General features: G+C 60.3%; 18 protein-coding genes. 5 read left to right on the top strand and 13 right to left on the bottom strand.

The features are described from left to right. Positions 1-6: 6 nt before the first annotated feature. Positions 7-1,026 carry a LacI family DNA-binding transcriptional regulator gene (locus tag FBZ99_RS21570; RefSeq protein WP_113351062.1) on the bottom strand — a complete coding sequence of 340 codons (1,020 nt, stop codon included), beginning with the start codon at positions 1,024-1,026 and terminating at the stop codon, positions 7-9. A 107-nt stretch (positions 1,027-1,133) separates the two neighbouring features. Between FBZ99_RS21570 and FBZ99_RS21565 the strand changes: the two genes are divergently transcribed. Together FBZ99_RS21565 and FBZ99_RS21560 are read left to right on the top strand one after the other, a co-directional pair. Then, entirely contained in the window at positions 1,134-2,327 is a 1,194-nt protein-coding gene (locus FBZ99_RS21565; RefSeq protein ID WP_113350834.1) for a phytanoyl-CoA dioxygenase family protein, read from the top strand. A gap of 6 nt (positions 2,328-2,333) precedes the next feature. Next, positions 2,334-3,143: an SDR family oxidoreductase gene (locus FBZ99_RS21560; protein ID WP_113350835.1), complete on the top strand. Its 810-nt coding sequence runs from the start codon at positions 2,334-2,336 to the stop codon at positions 3,141-3,143. Positions 3,144-3,231: 88 nt separating this feature from the next. On the opposite strand, the gene FBZ99_RS21555 is transcribed toward FBZ99_RS21560, so the two are convergent. The 11 genes from FBZ99_RS21555 to FBZ99_RS21505 all read right to left on the bottom strand — a co-directional run bounded on the left by FBZ99_RS21555 (position 3,232) and on the right by FBZ99_RS21505 (position 12,891). After that, a complete protein-coding gene (locus tag FBZ99_RS21555; RefSeq protein WP_113350836.1) occupies positions 3,232-4,386 on the bottom strand; it encodes an alpha-D-ribose 1-methylphosphonate 5-triphosphate diphosphatase in 1,155 nt (384 codons plus the stop codon). Beyond that, positions 4,373-5,119, bottom strand: a complete 747-nt coding sequence (locus tag FBZ99_RS21550) for a phosphonate C-P lyase system protein PhnL (protein WP_113350837.1) — start codon at positions 5,117-5,119, stop codon at positions 4,373-4,375. The genes FBZ99_RS21555 and FBZ99_RS21550 overlap by 14 nt, the downstream gene beginning before the upstream one ends. 13 nt (positions 5,120-5,132) lie before the next feature. Continuing rightward, positions 5,133-5,960 carry an ATP-binding cassette domain-containing protein gene (locus tag FBZ99_RS21545; protein ID WP_113350838.1) on the bottom strand — a complete coding sequence of 276 codons (828 nt, stop codon included), beginning with the start codon at positions 5,958-5,960 and terminating at the stop codon, positions 5,133-5,135. After that, positions 5,960-6,871, bottom strand: coding sequence for an alpha-D-ribose 1-methylphosphonate 5-phosphate C-P-lyase PhnJ (locus FBZ99_RS21540; protein WP_113329363.1), 912 nt, complete (start codon positions 6,869-6,871; stop codon positions 5,960-5,962). The genes FBZ99_RS21545 and FBZ99_RS21540 overlap by 1 nt, the downstream gene beginning before the upstream one ends. Beyond that, positions 6,868-7,962, bottom strand: a complete 1,095-nt coding sequence (locus FBZ99_RS21535; RefSeq protein ID WP_113350839.1) for a carbon-phosphorus lyase complex subunit PhnI — start codon at positions 7,960-7,962, stop codon at positions 6,868-6,870. Before FBZ99_RS21535 ends, FBZ99_RS21540 begins: the two co-directional genes overlap by 4 nt. Continuing rightward, positions 7,962-8,507, bottom strand: a complete 546-nt coding sequence (phnH, locus tag FBZ99_RS21530; protein WP_113350840.1) for a phosphonate C-P lyase system protein PhnH — start codon at positions 8,505-8,507, stop codon at positions 7,962-7,964. Before phnH ends, FBZ99_RS21535 begins: the two co-directional genes overlap by 1 nt. A 2-nt stretch (positions 8,508-8,509) precedes the next feature. Then, a complete protein-coding gene (locus FBZ99_RS21525; protein WP_113350841.1) occupies positions 8,510-8,968 on the bottom strand; it encodes a phosphonate C-P lyase system protein PhnG in 459 nt (152 codons plus the stop codon). Between the two features lie 136 nt (positions 8,969-9,104). Next, the gene (locus FBZ99_RS21520; protein WP_186450327.1) at positions 9,105-9,905 is read right to left on the bottom strand and encodes a PfkB family carbohydrate kinase; all 801 of its coding nucleotides are present in this window, start codon (positions 9,903-9,905) and stop codon (positions 9,105-9,107) included. A gap of 8 nt (positions 9,906-9,913) precedes the next feature. Beyond that, positions 9,914-10,753 carry a carbohydrate ABC transporter permease gene (locus FBZ99_RS21515; protein WP_233788647.1) on the bottom strand — a complete coding sequence of 280 codons (840 nt, stop codon included), beginning with the start codon at positions 10,751-10,753 and terminating at the stop codon, positions 9,914-9,916. After that, complete coding sequence (locus FBZ99_RS33515) at positions 10,750-11,634, bottom strand: carbohydrate ABC transporter permease (RefSeq protein ID WP_113350843.1); 885 nt, start codon at positions 11,632-11,634, stop codon at positions 10,750-10,752. Before FBZ99_RS33515 ends, FBZ99_RS21515 begins: the two co-directional genes overlap by 4 nt. 9 nt (positions 11,635-11,643) lie before the next feature. Then, on the bottom strand, positions 11,644-12,891 hold the full coding sequence (locus FBZ99_RS21505) for an extracellular solute-binding protein (protein ID WP_113329358.1): 1,248 nt from the start codon (positions 12,889-12,891) through the stop codon (positions 11,644-11,646). 222 nt (positions 12,892-13,113) lie between these two features. On the opposite strand from FBZ99_RS21505, the gene phnF reads away from it, so the two are divergent. The 3 genes from phnF to FBZ99_RS21490 all read left to right on the top strand — a co-directional run bounded on the left by phnF (position 13,114) and on the right by FBZ99_RS21490 (position 16,091). Continuing rightward, positions 13,114-13,872 carry a phosphonate metabolism transcriptional regulator PhnF gene (phnF, locus tag FBZ99_RS21500; protein WP_069610056.1) on the top strand — a complete coding sequence of 253 codons (759 nt, stop codon included), beginning with the start codon at positions 13,114-13,116 and terminating at the stop codon, positions 13,870-13,872. Between the two features lie 100 nt (positions 13,873-13,972). Next, on the top strand, positions 13,973-14,794 hold the full coding sequence (locus FBZ99_RS21495) for a class I SAM-dependent methyltransferase (protein WP_113350844.1): 822 nt from the start codon (positions 13,973-13,975) through the stop codon (positions 14,792-14,794). 196 nt (positions 14,795-14,990) lie between these two features. Beyond that, positions 14,991-16,091, top strand: a complete 1,101-nt coding sequence (locus FBZ99_RS21490; RefSeq protein WP_246661163.1) for an acyltransferase family protein — start codon at positions 14,991-14,993, stop codon at positions 16,089-16,091. 5 nt (positions 16,092-16,096) lie between these two features. On the opposite strand, the gene FBZ99_RS21485 is transcribed toward FBZ99_RS21490, so the two are convergent. Further along, on the bottom strand, positions 16,097-18,046 hold the full coding sequence (locus tag FBZ99_RS21485; protein WP_162751538.1) for an FUSC family protein: 1,950 nt from the start codon (positions 18,044-18,046) through the stop codon (positions 16,097-16,099). Between the last annotated feature and the right edge of the window lie 22 nt (positions 18,047-18,068).

The following is an 18,068-nucleotide window of genomic DNA, read 5'->3' as shown; positions in this document are numbered from 1 at the left end:
TTTCGATCAATGCGCCGGTTCGAACGGCGTTGCGATCGCGACCCTCGATGGTGCCACCTGAAAATCTGCCGGCAGCATCCGGTGATAGGCGAGCATGAGCTGACAGGCGCTACGGGCGTCATGGCGCAGATCGTGGTGAATGACGAGAGTGATCTCGCCGGCGGCGAGCAGCCCGATATTATCTTGATCGAGATCGTGGGCTGCAAAGACCGTGCATTCGCGCCGGGCCTCGGTAAAGGCTTTCAGGATGGCACGATTGCCGCCGCCAGCGGAGTAGACCGCGCGGATGTCCGGCTCGCGTTCCAACGCATCGCGGACGAGCAGTTCCGTCGTGCGGTCGACGCCGAACCCTTCGGAAATTCGAACGACCGAAAGATGGGGGAATCGCTCCGCAAGAGTATCGCGAAATCCGCGCTCACGCTCGTCCTCGCCGGTAAAAAGGCTGCTCGAGAGCGTCACCAACACTTTGCCCGCTCGTTCGCCGGCCATGCGGCCGAGCAGATAGGCGGCGGTCGCCCCAGCCATACGATTGTCCATGCCGACGTAGCCGATACGGGAATTTTCAGGCAGGTCAGTCACCAGCGTAACAACCGGGATCCTTGCTGCCATGAGTTGGGCAGCGAAATCGGCAATGGCCGGCGTTGACGCGGCCTTGAGCACCACACCGTGGCTGCCGCGCCGGCGTATGGCGCGCAGGATGGATAAAAGCTCGGCCTCGCTCATCGTCTCGGCCACATGAAAGCGCGCGAAAAATGATGCGGGCCGCATGCCGGGCAATTCCGCCTCGAAGGCTTCGCGGACGGCCGACGAGAAGCGCTGCGGCGTATCCATGACGACATCGATGACGAGCCGCCGCCCTGCTAAGCCCGATTGCACATATTGCCGCTCCAGCTCGGCAATCGCGGCTGCAACCCGCGTGCGGGTCACAGCACGGACGCCCTCGCGTTCATGCATGACACGATCGACGGTCGCGAGGCTGAGCCCAGCCTGTAGCGCAATATCTTTCAAGGGAAAGCGCGATTTCACGGTCACTCTTTCTGAGGTGTTTTTGAGGTGTTTTCCGTCTTTCTCATAGGCCGGTGCGGGACTACGATCAACCTCATAGTCCAACGTCATTTTGGGAGGAGAACACCATGGACGCTCAGACGCTCGCCAGCCGGCGCAGCCGGAAGGTCTGGCTTTCGGCCGATTGCGGCAATTTCGATACTTTCAAAGGCCTGGTGGAAAAGACCGCCGATCCGGCCGACTGGCCATTGGCGGCGGGGATCGAGAAAAACATCCTCATCTATGATGGCGACAAGGTTCGCAGCGCCGCCGAGGATGAAGACGAACGTCGCGCCCTGATGGCCGAGTGGGTGGAAGCCTTTACCTCAGGCCCAGGCGTCGTCGTCATCAAGAACGCCATGCCGGATACGGCGGTTGTCGATCGCGCAACCACCGTATTCGAAGCCATCGTCCGCGAGGAGAAAGAGAAGGGCAAGGGCGCCGGCGATCATTTTGCCAAACCCGGCGCCAACGACCGCATCTGGAACGCACTGGAAAAGCATTGCCTGGCGGACCCGGAGAATTTTGCTCGCTATTACGCCTCGACGGCGGTCGCCATGGTGTCGGAGGCCTGGCTCGGCGTCGGCTATCAGATGACCGCGCAGATGAACCGGGTCAATCCGGGCGGCACTGCGCAGAAGCCGCACCGCGACTATCACCTCGGCTTCATGTCGCCGCAGCAGATGCAGGCCTATCCGGGCCACATCCATGCCGTTTCGCCGCTGTTGACGCTGCAGGGCGCGGTCGCGCATTGCGATATGCCGCTCGAAAGCGGGCCGACGCTGTTCCTACCCTATTCGCAGACCTTCTTCGAAGGCTATATCGCCTTCGGCCGGCCGGAATTTCAGGCCTATTTCGCCGAACATTACGTGCAATTACCGCTGAAGAAGGGCGATGCCGTCTTCTTCAATCCGGCAGTCATGCATGGGGCCGGCGACAATGTCTCAAAAGACATCTACCGCATGGCCAACCTCCTGCAGGTGTCCTCGGCCTTCGGGCGGGCGATGGAGAGCGTCAACCGCAGCCGCATGTCTGTCGCAGTCTATCCGGCGCTGGTCGCCGCTCTCGATGCCGGTGCGCTGAGCCGCGCAGAAGCTGCGAACGTGATCGCATCGACGGCAGAGGGCTATGCCTTCCCGACCAATCTCGACAGCGATCCGCCCGTTGGCGGTTTGGCACCGAAAACGCAAGCGGCCATCATGGCGGAGGCGATCAATGCCGGGACGGATGCGAAGCGATTTGCCGAACTCATCGCCGCCCATGCCGCACGCAGGGAGGCTTGAGATCGTATGAGCCGACTGGATGGAAAATTCGCCGTCGTGACCGGCGGCACGCAAGGCTTAGGCGCGGAAGTTGCCCGGCTGTTTGCCGAACGCGGCGCCGCCGGCCTGACGATCTGTGGCCGCAGCACCGCCAAGGGCGAGGCCAAGGCGCGTGAGATAAGTGACCGCTATAAAATACCGGTCGCTTTCGTTTCAGCCGATCTCGGTAAGGTGGACGATTGCCGCAAGGTCATCGCGACCGCCGTGGAAAAATTCGGCCGCATCGATGCGCTCGTCAATGTCGCCGCCATCACCGATCGCGGCACCATTCTCGATACCGATCCGGATCTGTTCGATCGGATGTTCGCCGTCAACGTGCGTGCCCCGTTCTTCCTGATGCAGGACGCGATCAAGAACATGATCGCCAACGGCATCGAAGGCACGATCGTCAATATCTCTTCGATGTCGGCGATGGCCGGGCAGCCTTTCATCAGCGCCTATTGCTCTTCCAAAGGCGCGCTCGATACGCTGACCCGAAATACGGCCTTCGGGTTGCTCAGGAACCGCATCAGGGTCAACGCGCTCAATATCGGCTGGATGTCGAGCGATGGCGAGGATCGCATCCAGCGCGAATATCACGGTGCCGCCGAAGACTGGCTGGAAAAGGCCGCCGCCGAACAGCCGTTCGGCCGGCTGGTCGATCCGGCCGAGGTCGCACGCGCCGTCGCCTTCCTATCATCGGACGAATCCGGTCTGATGACCGGCGCCACGATCAATTTCGATCAATCGATCTGGGGCGCCTATGAGAGCTCGCCGCATCCGGAGAAAGCGATGTAAGCCACGCGGATTGGCGGGAGGGAAATACCCTTCCGCCAATGGGCAGGTTGCGTGCTGGCGCGAAATGCCAACAGGCATCCTCAGTGCCTCAAAAGCTCTTAATGGTTCCGTCCGACCAGACCATCTTGCCGCCGCGGATCGTGCCGCGCACCCGCGGTATCCGGCCGCGTTCTGCGATGACCAGATCGGCGCGCAATCCTTCGGCGATGCGGCCGCGATCATTCAGGCCCAGCGCCCTTGCAGGGTTGGCGCTTGCCAGCGCAACGGAGGCGGGAAGGCCGCCCTTACCGATTTCCGCGAGCGCGATCACGGCCGGCAGAATGGCCGACGGATGATAGTCGCTCGCAAGGATATCGAGTACGCCGGCTTCATAGGCTTCTCGTGCGGAAAGATTGCCGGAATAGGAAAGGCCGCGCAGCGCATTCGGCGCGCCCATGGCCGTCGCCAATCCCAGCCGCCTTGCTTCGGTGGCCGTCGCAATATTGATCGGAAACTCGCTGATTGCCGCGCCGAGGCTGTGTAGCAGCACTGCCTTCTCGATGGTGTCGTCATCATGAGATGCAAGGACGACGCCATGTTCGCGCGCCAGTTCCGCCAAGCCGTTGATGATGTCCATGCTGTCGCCATGCTCGGAGCGGGCCGCCATGCGCTGTTTCACGAGTTCTGCCGCCTGTGCTTCGCTGATCTTCTTGGCCTTTGCCGTGTTGGCGATATGCAGCTCGATATCGCGATATTGTCCCTGGCCCGGCGTGTGATCCATCAGCGAAATCAGGTGCAGTGCGCCGGCATCGATTAGGGTCTTTGCCTCTTTCAGCGCAGGCAGGAAGGTCACCTCGAAGCGGCCATGGACGCGGTGGTCGATCAAAAGCTCTTCGCGCATCGATGCAAGCTTTTCGATCATGGCGTGGGTATGCTCGATGGAGCGGATATGGCCGTAAGTTGCCGGTGTGAAGGCGACCGCAGCATAGGCTGTCGTCACGCCGTTGGCGGCGAGCATCTTGTCGAGGTCGTAGACGCCGAGTTCGAGCGGCATGCGGACATTGACGCGCGGCTCCACACATTTTTCGATCATATCGCCATGCATGTCGACAAAACCGGGCAATAGAAACCGGCCGTGGCCGTCTATTTCAGCCCCGTCGACAGGCCGCTCGCTGATTTCAGCGATCAGCCCATCTTCGATCCTGATGGCACCGCGCTCTATCACGCGATCCTGCAATATAATTTCGAAATTACTCAGCCACATCGTCTTGCTCGTCCTCGATCTTGATGGCTTCCAGATGAAGTTCCCGGTCGATCAATGCCCTTACATCTTCGGGATGGTGAAAGACACCGATCATTGCAACACCGGACGTTTTGAGCTGCGCCAATCTTTCGACCAGCGCCTTGCGGGCGGCATGATCGAGCGATGCGGTTGGCTCGTCGAGCAGCAGCAGACGCTGCGGCAGGATGAGCGCGCGAGCCAGATTGACCTTCTGTTGCTCGCCACCGGAGAAGGTCGAAGGATAAGCCGACCAGAGCTGCTTCTTGACGCCGAAGGCATCGAGCCAACGCCGCGCCTCGGCCAAGGCTTCGGAATGCGACGTGCCGGCAAGCCTCAGCGGCTCGGCCACGATCTCTTCGGCGGCAACGCGCGGGCGAGCATTGAGGAACTGCGTGACGAAGCCAATTTCTCGGCGGCGCAGCACGGCAATGTCGACATCGGCGGCTGTCGCGAGATCTATGATCCCTTCCTGCGTGTGATAATAGACGTGGCCGGCCCGCGGCAGGTAGGAGCGATAGAGCGTGCGCAGCAACGTCGATTTGCCGGCGCCGTTCTCGCCCTTCAGCAGAATGAATTCGCCTGTGTGAAGGTCGAAATCGATATTCTCGAAGGCAAACAGCGTGCGCTTGAGATGGTGCATTTCGAATTGCTTCGAAAGGCCCTGGACGCGCAGCACCGGGGGGGTGGTTTGCCGGGCGGAAACCTGAATGTTCATCTCTCGCGTTTCCTCAAAGCTTGGCGTGAACGAGCTGCTGCGTATAGGCGTGCTGCGGATCCTGGAAGATCTGGTCGGCCAGACCCTGTTCCACAACCTTGCCGCGTCGCATGACCATAACCCGGTCTGCCATCGTGCGTATGACGCCGAGATCGTGCGAGACCAGAACCATGGTGATCGAACGCTCGCGCTGCAACCGCTTCAGCGTATCGAGGACCAGCGCCTGAACGCTGACGTCGAGGCCGGTCGTCGGCTCGTCGAGCAGCAGGACGGCCGGCTCGAGCGCGATTGCCTTGGCGAGCTGCACGCGCTGCTGCATGCCGCCCGAAAGCTCGTTCGGTCGGGCATCCATGCGTTCGATCGGAAATTCCGACGCGTCGAGCGATTGGCGCGCCCGTTCGCGCAGCTCGGCAAAATTGCGATTGCCTGAAATCAGCAGGCGTTCGGCGACGTTGCCGCTGCTCGTGTGGTTCATCAGCAAGCCGAGATGCGGGTTCTGATAGACGATGCCGATGTGATGCGCCCGCAGCATTCGCCGCTCGAAGCGGTCGAGCGTAAAGAGGTCGCGGCTCTCGTGCCCGGGAAGAGCAAGATTATAGGTGCCTGTGTCGGGCGTATCCTCAAGGTTCATCATCCTCAGAAGCGTCGACTTGCCGGAGCCGGATTCGCCGACAATGCCGAGCACTTCGCCCGGATAAACAGTCACATCGACGCCGCCGAGCGCGGTGACGTCGCCATAGTTGCGCGCAATGCCGCGCATGGTCAGGATAGGCTCGGCCAGCATCAGCCGCGGCGGCTGGCGGGTCAGCTCTGCCGTTTGAGTGGGGTCAAGCGCGGCCATCAGTCCATCCTTCCATTCTTGTACCAGGTCTCGCCGATCTCGACCGCTTCCGCTTCCGACTTGCGGATGTGCTTCACGCCGAAATGGCTGTCGGACAATTCGTATTGCGAGGAACCGTCTTCCTGCGGAAGCTCGTTCATGAAGAAGCCGGTGACATTGCTGCGGTAGCAGGTTTTGTCCTGGTGATCTTCGACGCGGTACGGCACGTCATCGAAAACGAGCGGCTCGACGCGCGTATAGGGCGGCACGGCGAAGATGCGCTTCTCGCGGCCAGCGGATAGGATTGTCAGGTGGTCGGCCTGATTGAGCTTGGGCACGTCCCAGCGCGGGATCGGCGATGGCGTCATCACATGCCGGCCGTTGACCATGCTCGGATAGCTCGACCCTTGCATGATCCGTCCCGATTTGACGAGCTGTTCGTAGAGCACCAGCCACAGCTGCCCATAATCGGCATCCCCATGCATTTCGCGGGCGACGGACATATCCGGCTGAACAGGGCGCAGTGGTTCGGGGTTCGGAACCTGCAGCACCAGGACCTGATCCTCGCGCAGCTTTTCCTCCGGAATGCGGTGGCGGGACTGGATGATGGTTGCGGCCATCGTGTCTTCCGTCTCGACGGCACCACCGACCCGCGCCACGAACTTGCGGATGCTGCTCGCATTCACTGAATCGTCTGATCCCTGGTCGATAACTTTGACGACGGATGTGGGCTTGAGCAGCGTCAGCGTCACCTGCAGTCCGCCGGTTCCCCAGCCGCGGGCGATCGGCACTTCGCGGCTCGCATAGGGCACCTGGTAGCCGGGAACGGCAATCGCCTTCAGGATGCGGCGGCGCATTTCGCGCTTGGCGGATTCATCGAGGAAACCGTAGTTGAAGGCCATCCAGGGCTTGGTCAATTCCTGAAGTTTCATAGCGCAGCCTCCTCCTGTTGCGGGGCGAGCTTTTCTGTCACGGCTGGCTTTGCGGCGGCAGCGTCCTCGTCCGTCTTGACGCGGCGCAGCGCGTCGAGGGTCGATTGGAACGTAACGTAATGCGGAAGCTTGAAGTGAATGCAGAAGCCGGAGCTTTCGACCGGCTCGGTGTGATAGAGTACGAATTCCTCATTGGCAGCCGGGTGCGGGTCGGGCTGGTTGGAGGCAAGGTCGAGCGTTGCCGCCGCGATCACCTTTACCTCGTTCCAGCCAAAGGTCGCCGAAAAGCCCAGCTGCAATTCCTTCGCCTTGGAAATGACTTCGGTCTGGCTCACACGAACGCGGCCGGCGCTGAAGATTGTACCCGAGGGATGGCGCAGGCGAACTGGCGCATAGGTCAGACGCAGCTCGTTGACGGTCGGATGCACAGCGCTGTAGCCGCGCATGGTGGCATAGCCGAGCGCCAGCGTGCCGCCGGTGTCGGCGCGGGCCAAGCTCTGGAGTTTGTGGGCGCGCGCTGCCGGGAACAGCAGCGGCTCGCGCGTCAGATCGGGGATTTCCTCAGGCGCGACGGTTTCGACCGGATGGTCCGGAATAAGCCCTTGCGCTTTCTGCCAGCTGGTGAGCGACGGTTGCGTCGCCGGCGCCGGCTTGGCAGCCGGGATCACCGGTTCCGGGACATAATCATTGCCCTGCAACACGTCGACCTGAAGCAGGCGGTGGGAGTAGTCCAGCGTCGGCCCCAATATCTGGCCGCCTGGAATATCCTTGAAGGCGGCTGAGATGCGGCGGACCGTCAGAAGATCCGGCTGATTGACGGGTTCGGCGACGGCGATGCGTGGCTGCGTCGTGCGGTAGGCGCGCAGCAGCAGGATCGCTTCGTAGAGATCGCCGCCGGCCTGGGCGAGCGCCAGCGCCGCAAGGTCTGGCTCATAAAGCGAGGCTTCGCCCATCAGCCGGTCGATGAGATAGGGGAGGCCGTTTCGAACCGCCTCGACGCGCTCGCGCGTGATCGGGCCGAGATCGGCGCGGAAAAGCCGTTCCGCCTGCTCGATGGCATATTCGCCGCCGCGGGTTGCTACATAGGCCATCAGAGCACCTCGATTGTCGTGGAACGGGGAATACCAAGCAGGCGTCTTCCATCGATGAGATAGAGATCCCAGCCGAGCGGATAACGGATTGCTTTGGTGCGCATGTGCCAGAAGGCACGATCGATACCGTCGATCTCGATCGTCACGCTGTCCTTAATGCCGGGGCCGGTAAGACGCAGTCTCTGTCCGGAACCAAATCGCGCGGGCGCAAACAGCGTTGCAGCATCATCGGGATACAGTAGGCTGCCGATGCGCAATGTCGACAAGGCTTCGACAGCTTCGGAGGAGCCGATAGCAGTAAAGACATAATCCGCATCGGCAAGCGGCATTCGTCTCGCACCGGTTGAGGTCATCTTTAGGTCCAGCGCCGGATCGCTTGTCACATGGAAGCTGCATTCGCGATCGAGCAGGCTTTCGGCGAGCGGCCAGAAGCCTTCAGCGGGTAGTTCACGCGGATGACCGGGTCGGCTCAGCGCCCACATGAGTTCTTCGAAGGTGGCGTTGGTGCGGGTATCGTCGAGGGTGGGCAGGAGATTGTTGGCCATGGTCAGAATGTCTCCATCTGCACGCGGGTCGCCTCGACTTTTTGTAGGAGCTGCCGGTCTTCCTCTTCCTGATGGCGCCGTTCGGCATTCAGGAGCTCAAGGATGAGAGCGGCCTGATGATTGGCAGCGATCGCTGCGTCGATCACAGCCATTCCCATGGCGTGTTCGAGATCCCGGCCGACCAGTGCGCCATAGCCTTCCACGGCGCGATCCGGCACGCGGATATGCGCTTCGGACACCAGAACTTCGCCGAGATGGAAGGCGGTGCTGCGAACGGTATCGATCAGCGGCAGCATGGCAAGACCGGTACGGTTCACGACGACATCGACCTCGCCGAGGGTGTCGAGCACCTTTTCGGCCGCAGCCTTGATGTGCGCCGGGCGGCTTGCGGCGAGAATGTCCAGAGCCTGCGCATGCGTATAGGATGCGTTGACCGGGTTACCAGTCTTCTCCTCAGTCATCATCTTTTCCTCGGGCATCAGGATTTGTTCGGGGAATGGGGCTCTAAAATATTCGAATGATTACTATAGTCATTCGAATGAATTGTCTATGGCATTTTGTCTTGCTCGAAGAGATTTTCGGAGTGCCGCGAATTCCCTAGGCGCTGCGCCGGCGCAGCCATTCCGCCGTGATGCGGCTTGCTTCCCGTGCAGCGGCCGCCGGTGCCTGCCCCTGCAGCAAGGCGAACAGAAAAGAACCGGCGAAACGGTCGCCGGCACCAATGGTATCGGTCGTGTCGACCTTTGTAGCCGGTTCGACTTCTACCGCCTGCAAGCCGTCAAACAGCGTAATCGGGCGCGTGCCGTCGGTGAGCACGAGCATCTTCAGGCGCGAACCGGCGATTTGGCCGGCCCTCTGCCAGGCGAGATTGAGATCATCCGGAACATCGTCGCGCGAGGAGATGACATAGTCCGCCGGTCGCGGCGTTGCCGGCCGCAGCGGAAATTGCGAGAGGACGAGCGGCTGCGCGCTAATCTGTTCGACGAGGCTTTCGTCGAGCGCGAGGGCATTGATATAGACGCCTGCACCCGACAGTTTGCCGGCTGCCGTCAGCTGCTGAGATCGCCCGGTCGGTGCGAGGATCGTCCGCTCTCCACTCGGCTCAAGGAAAATTTCCAGCGGTGCCGTCTTTCCAGGCGCCATCATGATGTAGTCGGTATGGAAGCCGGCCGAGGAAAGGGATCGCAATGCGGTTTGCCCTTGTTCGTCCTGCATCAGCCTCGAAACGATCGCGACGTCCGCTCCCAATTCCAGCAATTGCAGGCCCGTATAGAATGCGCCGCCGCCAAGGCGGGTCGTGCGGGACGAAAATTGTATGCGTCCGCCCGGAACCAGCGGTGCATCCAGCTGCCATATGCGATCGTGGTTTACCGATCCGATTACGATTACTCGGGGCATGCATCCGCCTATCTGTCATCAATGCCTGGTGCCAGCGCATCGACGATGAAACGCTGCGCCAGCAGGAAGATCAAGAGAACGGGGACGATCGACAACAGACTTGTTGCCATCAGCGGTCCCCAGGCCCGCTCTGCACCCTCCAAATCGGCGAAGGCGGCAATGCCCGTCGTCAGCGTCTTCTTGAAGGCATCATCGAGTACAAGCTGACCCCAGAGATAGATGTTCCAGGCCCCCATGAAGGAAATCACCGAAAGGGCGGATATTGCCGGAATGACATTGGGGATGCCGATCTCGATGAATTGCCGCCACAATCCGCTTCCATCCATGCGTGCCGCCTCGAATATCGAAGCGGGAAGCGACCGGAAAGCCTGCCGCATGTAGAAGACATAGAAGCCGATATAGGGGATCGATGGGATGATCATCGCGCCATAGGTGTTGAAGGCCTGGAGTTTCACCACGGCGATATAGGTCGGAATGATCGCCAGCACGTTTGGAAAGGACATGGTGGCGATAACGAACCAGAACAGCGGCTGCCTCCCCTTGAATTCGAGTCGCCCGAAGGCAAAGCCGGCCGGCACGGAGAGAGCGAGCTTTCCGGCGGTGATCAGGGTGGCGGTCAGCATGGAATTCCAAAGCCACATCCAGATCGGATGACGGCTTGCGGCGATGGCGAAATTCGAAAGCGTCGGATTTTCCGGCCAGAAACGCACGGCTCTCGCCATGATCATGTCGTTTGGCGTGAAGGCCGCCGTCACCATCCAGACGAGCGGAAACACGGTGACGATGCAGATTGCCATGAGCACGACATGGAGCAGCAACCTGTGAAGCTTGTGACCGATATCGCTCATCTGTAGTGCACCCGCTTCTCGCTGACGCGGAACTGCAGCCAGGTGATGGCGAGCACGAGAACGATGATGATGACGGCAACGGCGCTTGCCGGCCCGAACTGGAAGAACAACAGACCCTGCTGCCACAGGAAATAGAGAAGGCTCGAGCTTCTGCCCGCCGGTCCGCCATGGGTCAGCACATCGATGACGCCGACAATGTCGTCAAGCACATGGAAGAAGGTCGTGACGCTGATGAAAAAGGCCGTCGGCGTCATCAGCGGCAGGCTTATGTCGAAGAAATGCCGCGTCGAACCTGCACCGTCGAGCTCAGACGCCTCACGCAGCTGATGCGGCAGGTTCGCGAGCGCTGCCAGCCACAAAAGCATGTTGAGGCCGAAGGTCTTCCAGAAGGTGACGAGGCTGACACAGAGGAGCGCAAGGTTCGGATCCGTGTGCCAGCGCGACGGCGGAAAGCCGAAATGGCCGAGCACCTCGTTGAAGAGACCGTTGACTGGATTGAAAAGCCAGGACCAGGCAACGCCTGCCACTGAATAGGCGACGATCGTCGGCAGGAACAGGCTGCCGCGATAGAGCCCTTGCAGCGGATTCTTGCGCACCGAATGCAGCATGACCGCAAAGATCAGTGGGATGACGATCTCGGCCGGGATGAGGACGGTGCAGTAAAGCAGCGTATTCCAGGCCGCCATGCGGAAATCTGGATTGTCGAAGATGGACGCGTAGTTATCGACGCCGACAAAGCGGATGTCTGCCGACAGCAGATTCCAGTCGACCACCGATAACAACATCGACGCTATCAGCGGGCCATAGAGGAATATCGCCACGGAAAAAACGGCTGGCCCCACGAAGAGGTAGGGGGCCAGCGATCGAAGACGAAATGGCATGATGCGAACCTATGCCGAAATCAGCCCAGCAAGCTCGTCATGAGCACCCTTGATACCGTCGGCAACCGTCGTTTCCTTGAGCAGCATACGCGAGACCCACTTGCGCCACACGGCCTGTCCTTCGAGGCCGCGCTTGCCGGGCCAGATCGTCTCTGCGGTCAGGCCATCGCCGAGCTGAGCCGCCGCCGGCTTCATGAACTCGTTGATGAGCGGAATGTCGTGCGTCGAGGTGTTGAGGTAGCCGGTCTGAGACCAAAGCGTCTGGCCTTCCTTCGATGCGCAGAATTCGAGGAAGGCTAGAGCGGCCTCCGCCTGTTCCTTGTTACGCGTGTAAATGGCAAGGAAATTGCCGCCGCTGTTCATCTTGCGCTGATGTCCCGGAAGCCCCGGGAATTTGGTCGTGACAGCCTTTGCCGCACCGAAGGGGAAGGTGACGGCGGCGGTCGAGCTGGTTGTGCAAATCGCAAGTGCGCCGGACTGAAACGCGGCCGTCTGCTCCTTGTCGCTGACGGGAAGCCAAAGCCCTTCATGGGCCGGGGCGCAATATTCGGTCATGCCGGCGATGGCTTCCGCGCTGTTTAGGGCCAACTTGCCATCGGGATCGATGATGAAGCCGCCGGCATTCTGGATGAAGGACTGGCTCGTCCATTCGTTGTTGGAGAGGGAGATCGGTGAGCGATAGGTCGGATGCTTGCCTTTCAGGGCCGCATCGAGCTTGCGGGCGCCTTCGTAGAGCCACTTGGTATCAGGCGTTTCCGGCAGATTGGGATCGAGGCCGGCAGCCTTCCACATGTCGCTGTTGATATAGGTTATCGGCGTTGACATCGCCCAGGGAAGACCGATGACGGCGCCGTCGATGCTGACCAGTGGTAGGACCGACGGGCGGAAATTGGCGAGGATTGCCTCTGCCTTTGCGGAATTGATCTCGCGAAGGTCGCGGGCGCCGAGCGTGCGCTTGGCGAAATAGCCGAACTTCCAGCCGGTGATCATCATGGCCGGCGGACGGCCAGCGGCGACGCTCGCGACCGCCTTGGCGGTCACGGCCTCATAGTCGCCGTCGAAACGGTTGGTAACGGTTATGCCGAGCTGCTTAGCATTGAAAGCGTCGACAACCTTCTGGAACGGCTTGTCGGAGCCCCAGGTGCTCGAAATCTCGATAGCCGCGTCGGCGGACCGGGCCTTGCCGGTCATAGCGATTGATGTGCCGATGACTGCGGTCGTGCCCGCGATAAATTGACGACGATCAAGTCTTACCATCTTATCCTCAATATCCGAATGATTAATAAAACATTCGGATATTTACCTAACGATGGCGAGTGACACCCATATGAAGGAAAGCGTGGCTAAGCGCTAAAGCTCGAGGGTAAAATTGACTTTGGCTGCTGTTTGTTGGATTTCCGATATCGGGCACAGATTGAAAATCGATGCTGTAGCCGATATATGACATTCGAATGACATGGTTGAATTCGGAAGGCAGGCATGGAGAAGAAATTGCTGCACGGGCAATGGCAACAGGTCGAGAGCGATATTGCGGAGGATATCCTGACCGGTCGCCTGTCACCAAAGGCGCAGCTTCCGACGGAATCCGACCTGATGGAACGTTTCGGCGTCGGACGGCACACCATACGGCGCGCCATTTCCCGTCTCGAAAGCCGGGGGCTCGTGCTGGTCGAGCAGGGGCGCGGAACCTTCGTCAGGGATAGTCGCCTCGACTATCGCCTGTCCGAACGCACGCGCTTTTCCCAGAACCTGCTCGATCAAGGCAGAGAACCGCTCGGTCAGGCCATTCATGAGGAGGTTGTCCCGGCTTCGGAATTGATCGCAGAGGCTTTGCGGCTTCCACTTGGTGAGCCGGTTTATCATATTGTCCGCCGCGGCTTTGCCGACGAGGAGCCGATCAACTATTCGCATGCTTACTATCCGGTGCGCCGTTTTCCAGGTTTCGACGAGGCGCGGCGCAGCGGGCGAAGCGTCACCGTCATTCTGGCCGAATACGGCATCCCCGACTATATCCGCCTGCGCACGGATATCGTCGTCCGTCTGCCGACAAGCGAAGAGGCGAAACAGCTCTGCCAGTCCATGTCTCAGCCGGTGGCTGTGTCGAGAAAGGTGGATGTCGATCTCAAGGGCACGCCGATTTCCTATTCGGAATCCGTCTGGCCGGGCGAGCGCGTGCAATTCTCCATCGACAACACCAGCCAGCTTCTGGACGTGCTTGCGCGCGGTGACGCGGGCTGAATAGACCGGTTCTGTGCGATTGGGTCTCTTCAGAGCTGAATGACGCGTCTGCTGCGATATGCTAGTATCGGGCTTTCTCAGGCGCGCAGCGGGTGATGCGATGTTGGAGGCAGACAAGCTATTCGCTGGCTCGATTCCGGAAAATTACGACCGCCATATGGTGCCGTTGATTTTCGAGCCTTATGCGGCAGATATAGCCCAGCGAGCAGCGTCCTTGCGGCCCGACGCAGTGTTGGAAATCGCTGCAGGCACCGGCGTTGTCACCCGCGCATTGGCGCCGAAATTATCCCCCGGTGCAAACTACGTCGTCACCGACCTCAACCAGCCGATGCTCGATTACGCCGCTTCGCGGCAGGCTCCCGACAGCCGCATCACATGGCAGCAGGCGGATGCCCAGTCGTTGCCCTTCGAAAATGCATCCTTCGATCTCGTCTTTTGCCAGTTCGGCGCCATGTTTTTTCCGGACCGTATCTCGGCCTACCGCCAGGCAAAGCGCGTTCTGAAGCCCGGTGGGCATTTCCTCTTCAACGTCTGGGACCGCATCGAAGAGAACATATTCGCGGATGATGTCACGAACGCGCTTGCCCGGATTTTTCCCAACGATCCGCCACGCTTTCTGGCGCGCACTCCGCATGGCTATCACGATGTGGATCGGATTCGCGGCGATCTCGAGAACGCTGGTTTCTCCGAAATTGCGATTGAAACGAGGGCCGAGCAAAGCCGGGCATCTTCGCCGCGTCTTCCGGCCGTAGCTTATTGTCAGGGAACTCTGCTCCGTAACGAAATCGAAGCCAGAGAAGCGGAGAAGCTGCAGGCTGCGACCGACTATGTCGCCGCCGCAATCGAAGCCAGACACGGTAGCGGCGAAGTTGCTGCTAAAATTCAGGCACATATCATCCTGGCGACGGCTTATCCTGCCTAACGTCTGAAATATTAACTGAAGAATAACTATAATCTAAAGCAGGGCTGCCGATTTATGCATGCGGCGACGAGTTATTATATTGTCGTGGATACCAAATGGAGATCCAGGGCAATATTCGCTGAGCTTTCCGGTGAGGTTTTATAAGGAAATACCTGAGGGACGAGATGCGGGCGGCAACGCCGGCAAATCCGCTCATATGCTCTTGAACCTTCAGGTGCTGCGCGCGCTCGCAGCCTCTTCCGTGGTCATCGCCCATGCTCTGCACGAAACAGAGATCCTTGCAGCAGCGACAGGACGTGCAGCGGTCGATGGCTCTGCCTGGAATCTCGGTTTCGGCGTCGACATCTTCTTCGTTCTTTCCGGCTTCATCATGACCCACACTGCAGCATCGGAGTTCGGCAAGAGCGGCGCTCCGCTGCATTTTTTTTTACGGCGTTGCGCTCGTGTCGTCCCCCTCTATTGGCTTTTGACGAGTATCATGCTGCTTGGCGCGCTCGCGGCACCCTCGCTGCTCGTCGTTCCCGTCGGCTCCATATCCCATGTTCTCGCCTCCTATTTCTTCATTCCGTCCGGGCGTGGCGTGGGGGAGATCAGGCCGGTGCTCGCGCTTGGCTGGACTCTGAATTACGAGATGCTGTTCTATGTGTTCTTCGCACTGGCGCTCCTTTTGCCGATAAGGGTGGGGGTCATCTGGCTGTCGGTGCTCATGGTCGGCATGGCGCTCGTCGGAAATCTCGTTGACCCCAGCCATGTCCAGATAGCATTCTGGACGAGCCCGATCATTCTGGAGTTCCTGTTTGGCGTCTATGTCGCTCTGATTTTCCGCAGCGGCGTGAGGATCGGCAAGGGTATTGCGTTCGGGCTCGTGGCCATAGGGCTTCTTGGCTTCGTTCATGTCTCCACGCTTTGGAACGATGCGGCCTTGCCGCAATTCCTGCGAAGCGGTTTGCCTGCGGCTCTGTTCGTTCTTGCGGCCGCAATCGGTCCTGTTTTGCCTCATAAGAGACCTGTACTCTGGAGTGTCGCTTTGGGAGATGCCTCCTATAGCCTCTACCTCGCCCATCCCTTTATCCTGCGACCCATGCGAGCCATTTGGGCGAAAGTGATCGGAGGGGCTCTGCCGCTTGGTTTGTTCGCTGGCTTCTCGACGCTCGCTGCTGCCCTGCTTGCCCTGGCGCTCTTCAGAGGTATCGAGAAGCCGCTTACGCGCCGCGTGCAGAGCGTCGTGCTCGGCTCGGCACGGCGCAAGCGGATATCGGCTGGGGCGCTCCCGGCAGCGGATACCGAGAGTGCCTGACGCTTTCAGGCGGTTCGCTTTTGGCGAAGGTAATCGACGTGGTTCAATGCCGCCGAGGCGATCGTGTCGAGCTGGGTCGCAGCACGGATCAGCGTGTGGCGGGTCGAGATGTCGGGCTTGCTGATCCAGTAGGAAAGATGTTGGGCGGCCGCGCGCGAGACTTTTGCAAGACGAGCCGGATCGCCGCGGCCGAGCTGACGCAGCACGACGTTCAGTGGTTTGGCAAGATGAGGGTGCTCTCTTGCCAGTTCGGCGAGCGTGATCGCAGCCTCGCCGATCGCAAGCGCGGCAAGCATTCCCCTTAGGTCGTCTTCCGCCTGTTTCTCGGGAACGCCGGCATTCGCTGCGGCCTGGCCCGCCAGGCGGTCGGCCGTCCTGCTCAGCCAATGCTCTCTCGTCCAATGGCCCGGAGACCGGCCGATATCCGCCAGATCGCGCAGCGTGGCGCGTTGCAGGCGCTGCCGCTTTGCCGGCAGGTTGGATGGAAAGAGCAGCGTGAAGACGAGTACGCCCGATCCCACACCAAGGATCAGCGCTAGGGCACCGTTCATGAAAGAAGCCGCATCGGCACGGCTGGTATTATCTGGGCCGACCAGATCCAGAAACAGAAAGGCAAAGCTCGTTGCCAGGGCGGCAGTGCGGACGTTGCGCATGGCAAGCCCGGTTGCAAACATGATGATGCCGATGACCATGGCCAGTTCGGTAAAGTCCGACAGCATCGGCAGGATGGCGAAATTGCAGATCGCTGCCGCAATCACCGCGACGAGCCCGCCCTTGAGGAAACCCATTCCGCCGACCACCGGATTGGGCCGGGTGGCAAACAGGGCGCAGATGACACCGAGAATGACAATGAAGCTCGGGCCGGATGGCCAGGCGGTTGCGATCCAGAACCAGGATCCGATGACGATGGCGACGAAGGTGCGAATACCGTTTTGAACTGCGTCGCGATGATCGACGTGGAAGGAGAGCCTTAGCCTTGAGGAGGGGGCTTTCTCGTCCGAAAACAGGGCCTGGCGCGTGAGTGCGCCATGGGCGGCTTCAAGCAGCCTGTCGAGGTGATCCAGGATCAGAAGCCGAGGCGGGATCGCATGATCGGAGTCAACAGTAGTTTCGGAGAGTGCAATCTGAACATCTGCCCGCAATGCGGCAATGATATTGGGAGCGACCGGTGATGCCGAGCCGATAGCGTCGAGTGCCATAGCTGCTTTCTCGACGAGAGGTTCATCGAGATCCGGTCGCTCCGCGAGATGCTCGCGCAGAGACTGGGCGATCGCCATCTGGGTCAGCATTGCGACTGCGGCGCCGCGTAGATGGCCCAAACGGCTGCGTACGGAACGGGAGCTTGCGGCGGCATATTCTGCAGCGGCATCCAGTTCCAACGCGCCCGTCAGTAGCCCTCGGAAACCCGAAGTGTTGCTCTGGCCGCGCAATGCGCGCGCGCAGAGATCGGAGACCTGGCGGAGATATGTTGTCAGGCGGTTCTGGGTCTCCTGCAGCGGCGTGCCAGGCGCGAAGACGGTGGTGAAAACCGCTTCCGTCATGATCCCCAGGGCGATGTAGATTACCCGTGCCACCGCAATGTCGAAGACCTCCAGCGGCGAACCGATGGAATCGAATGCGACGATAGCCGCGGTGTATCCTGCCAACACGGCACCGTAGGCGCGAAAATTGCGCAAGCCGGTGGCGAGCGCCGTGCACAGTCCCAGCCATAGGGCGAGCGACAGAATGAACAGCTCCGGCGCCTGCATGAAAAGCGCGACCATGGCCACCGCGGCAACGGCCCCGATGATCGTGCCCAAAATTCTGTATTGGCCTTTTGAAAGGCTCATGCCGCGGTTGGATTGAGCAACGATCCAGACCGTCATCGGCGCCCATTTCGGATCGTCGAGATTGAGCAGGAAGGCGATGTAGAGCGCTACGAGCGAGGCTGCGGTCGTTCGTAGCGCGAAACCCACTGCCGGTCGCGTCAACCACGGT

Source organism: Rhizobium sp. ERR 1071 (assembly GCF_007828675.1).
Classification (GTDB): domain Bacteria; phylum Pseudomonadota; class Alphaproteobacteria; order Rhizobiales; family Rhizobiaceae; genus Rhizobium; species Rhizobium dioscoreae.
This window is presented reverse-complemented; position numbering and strand designations above follow the sequence as displayed.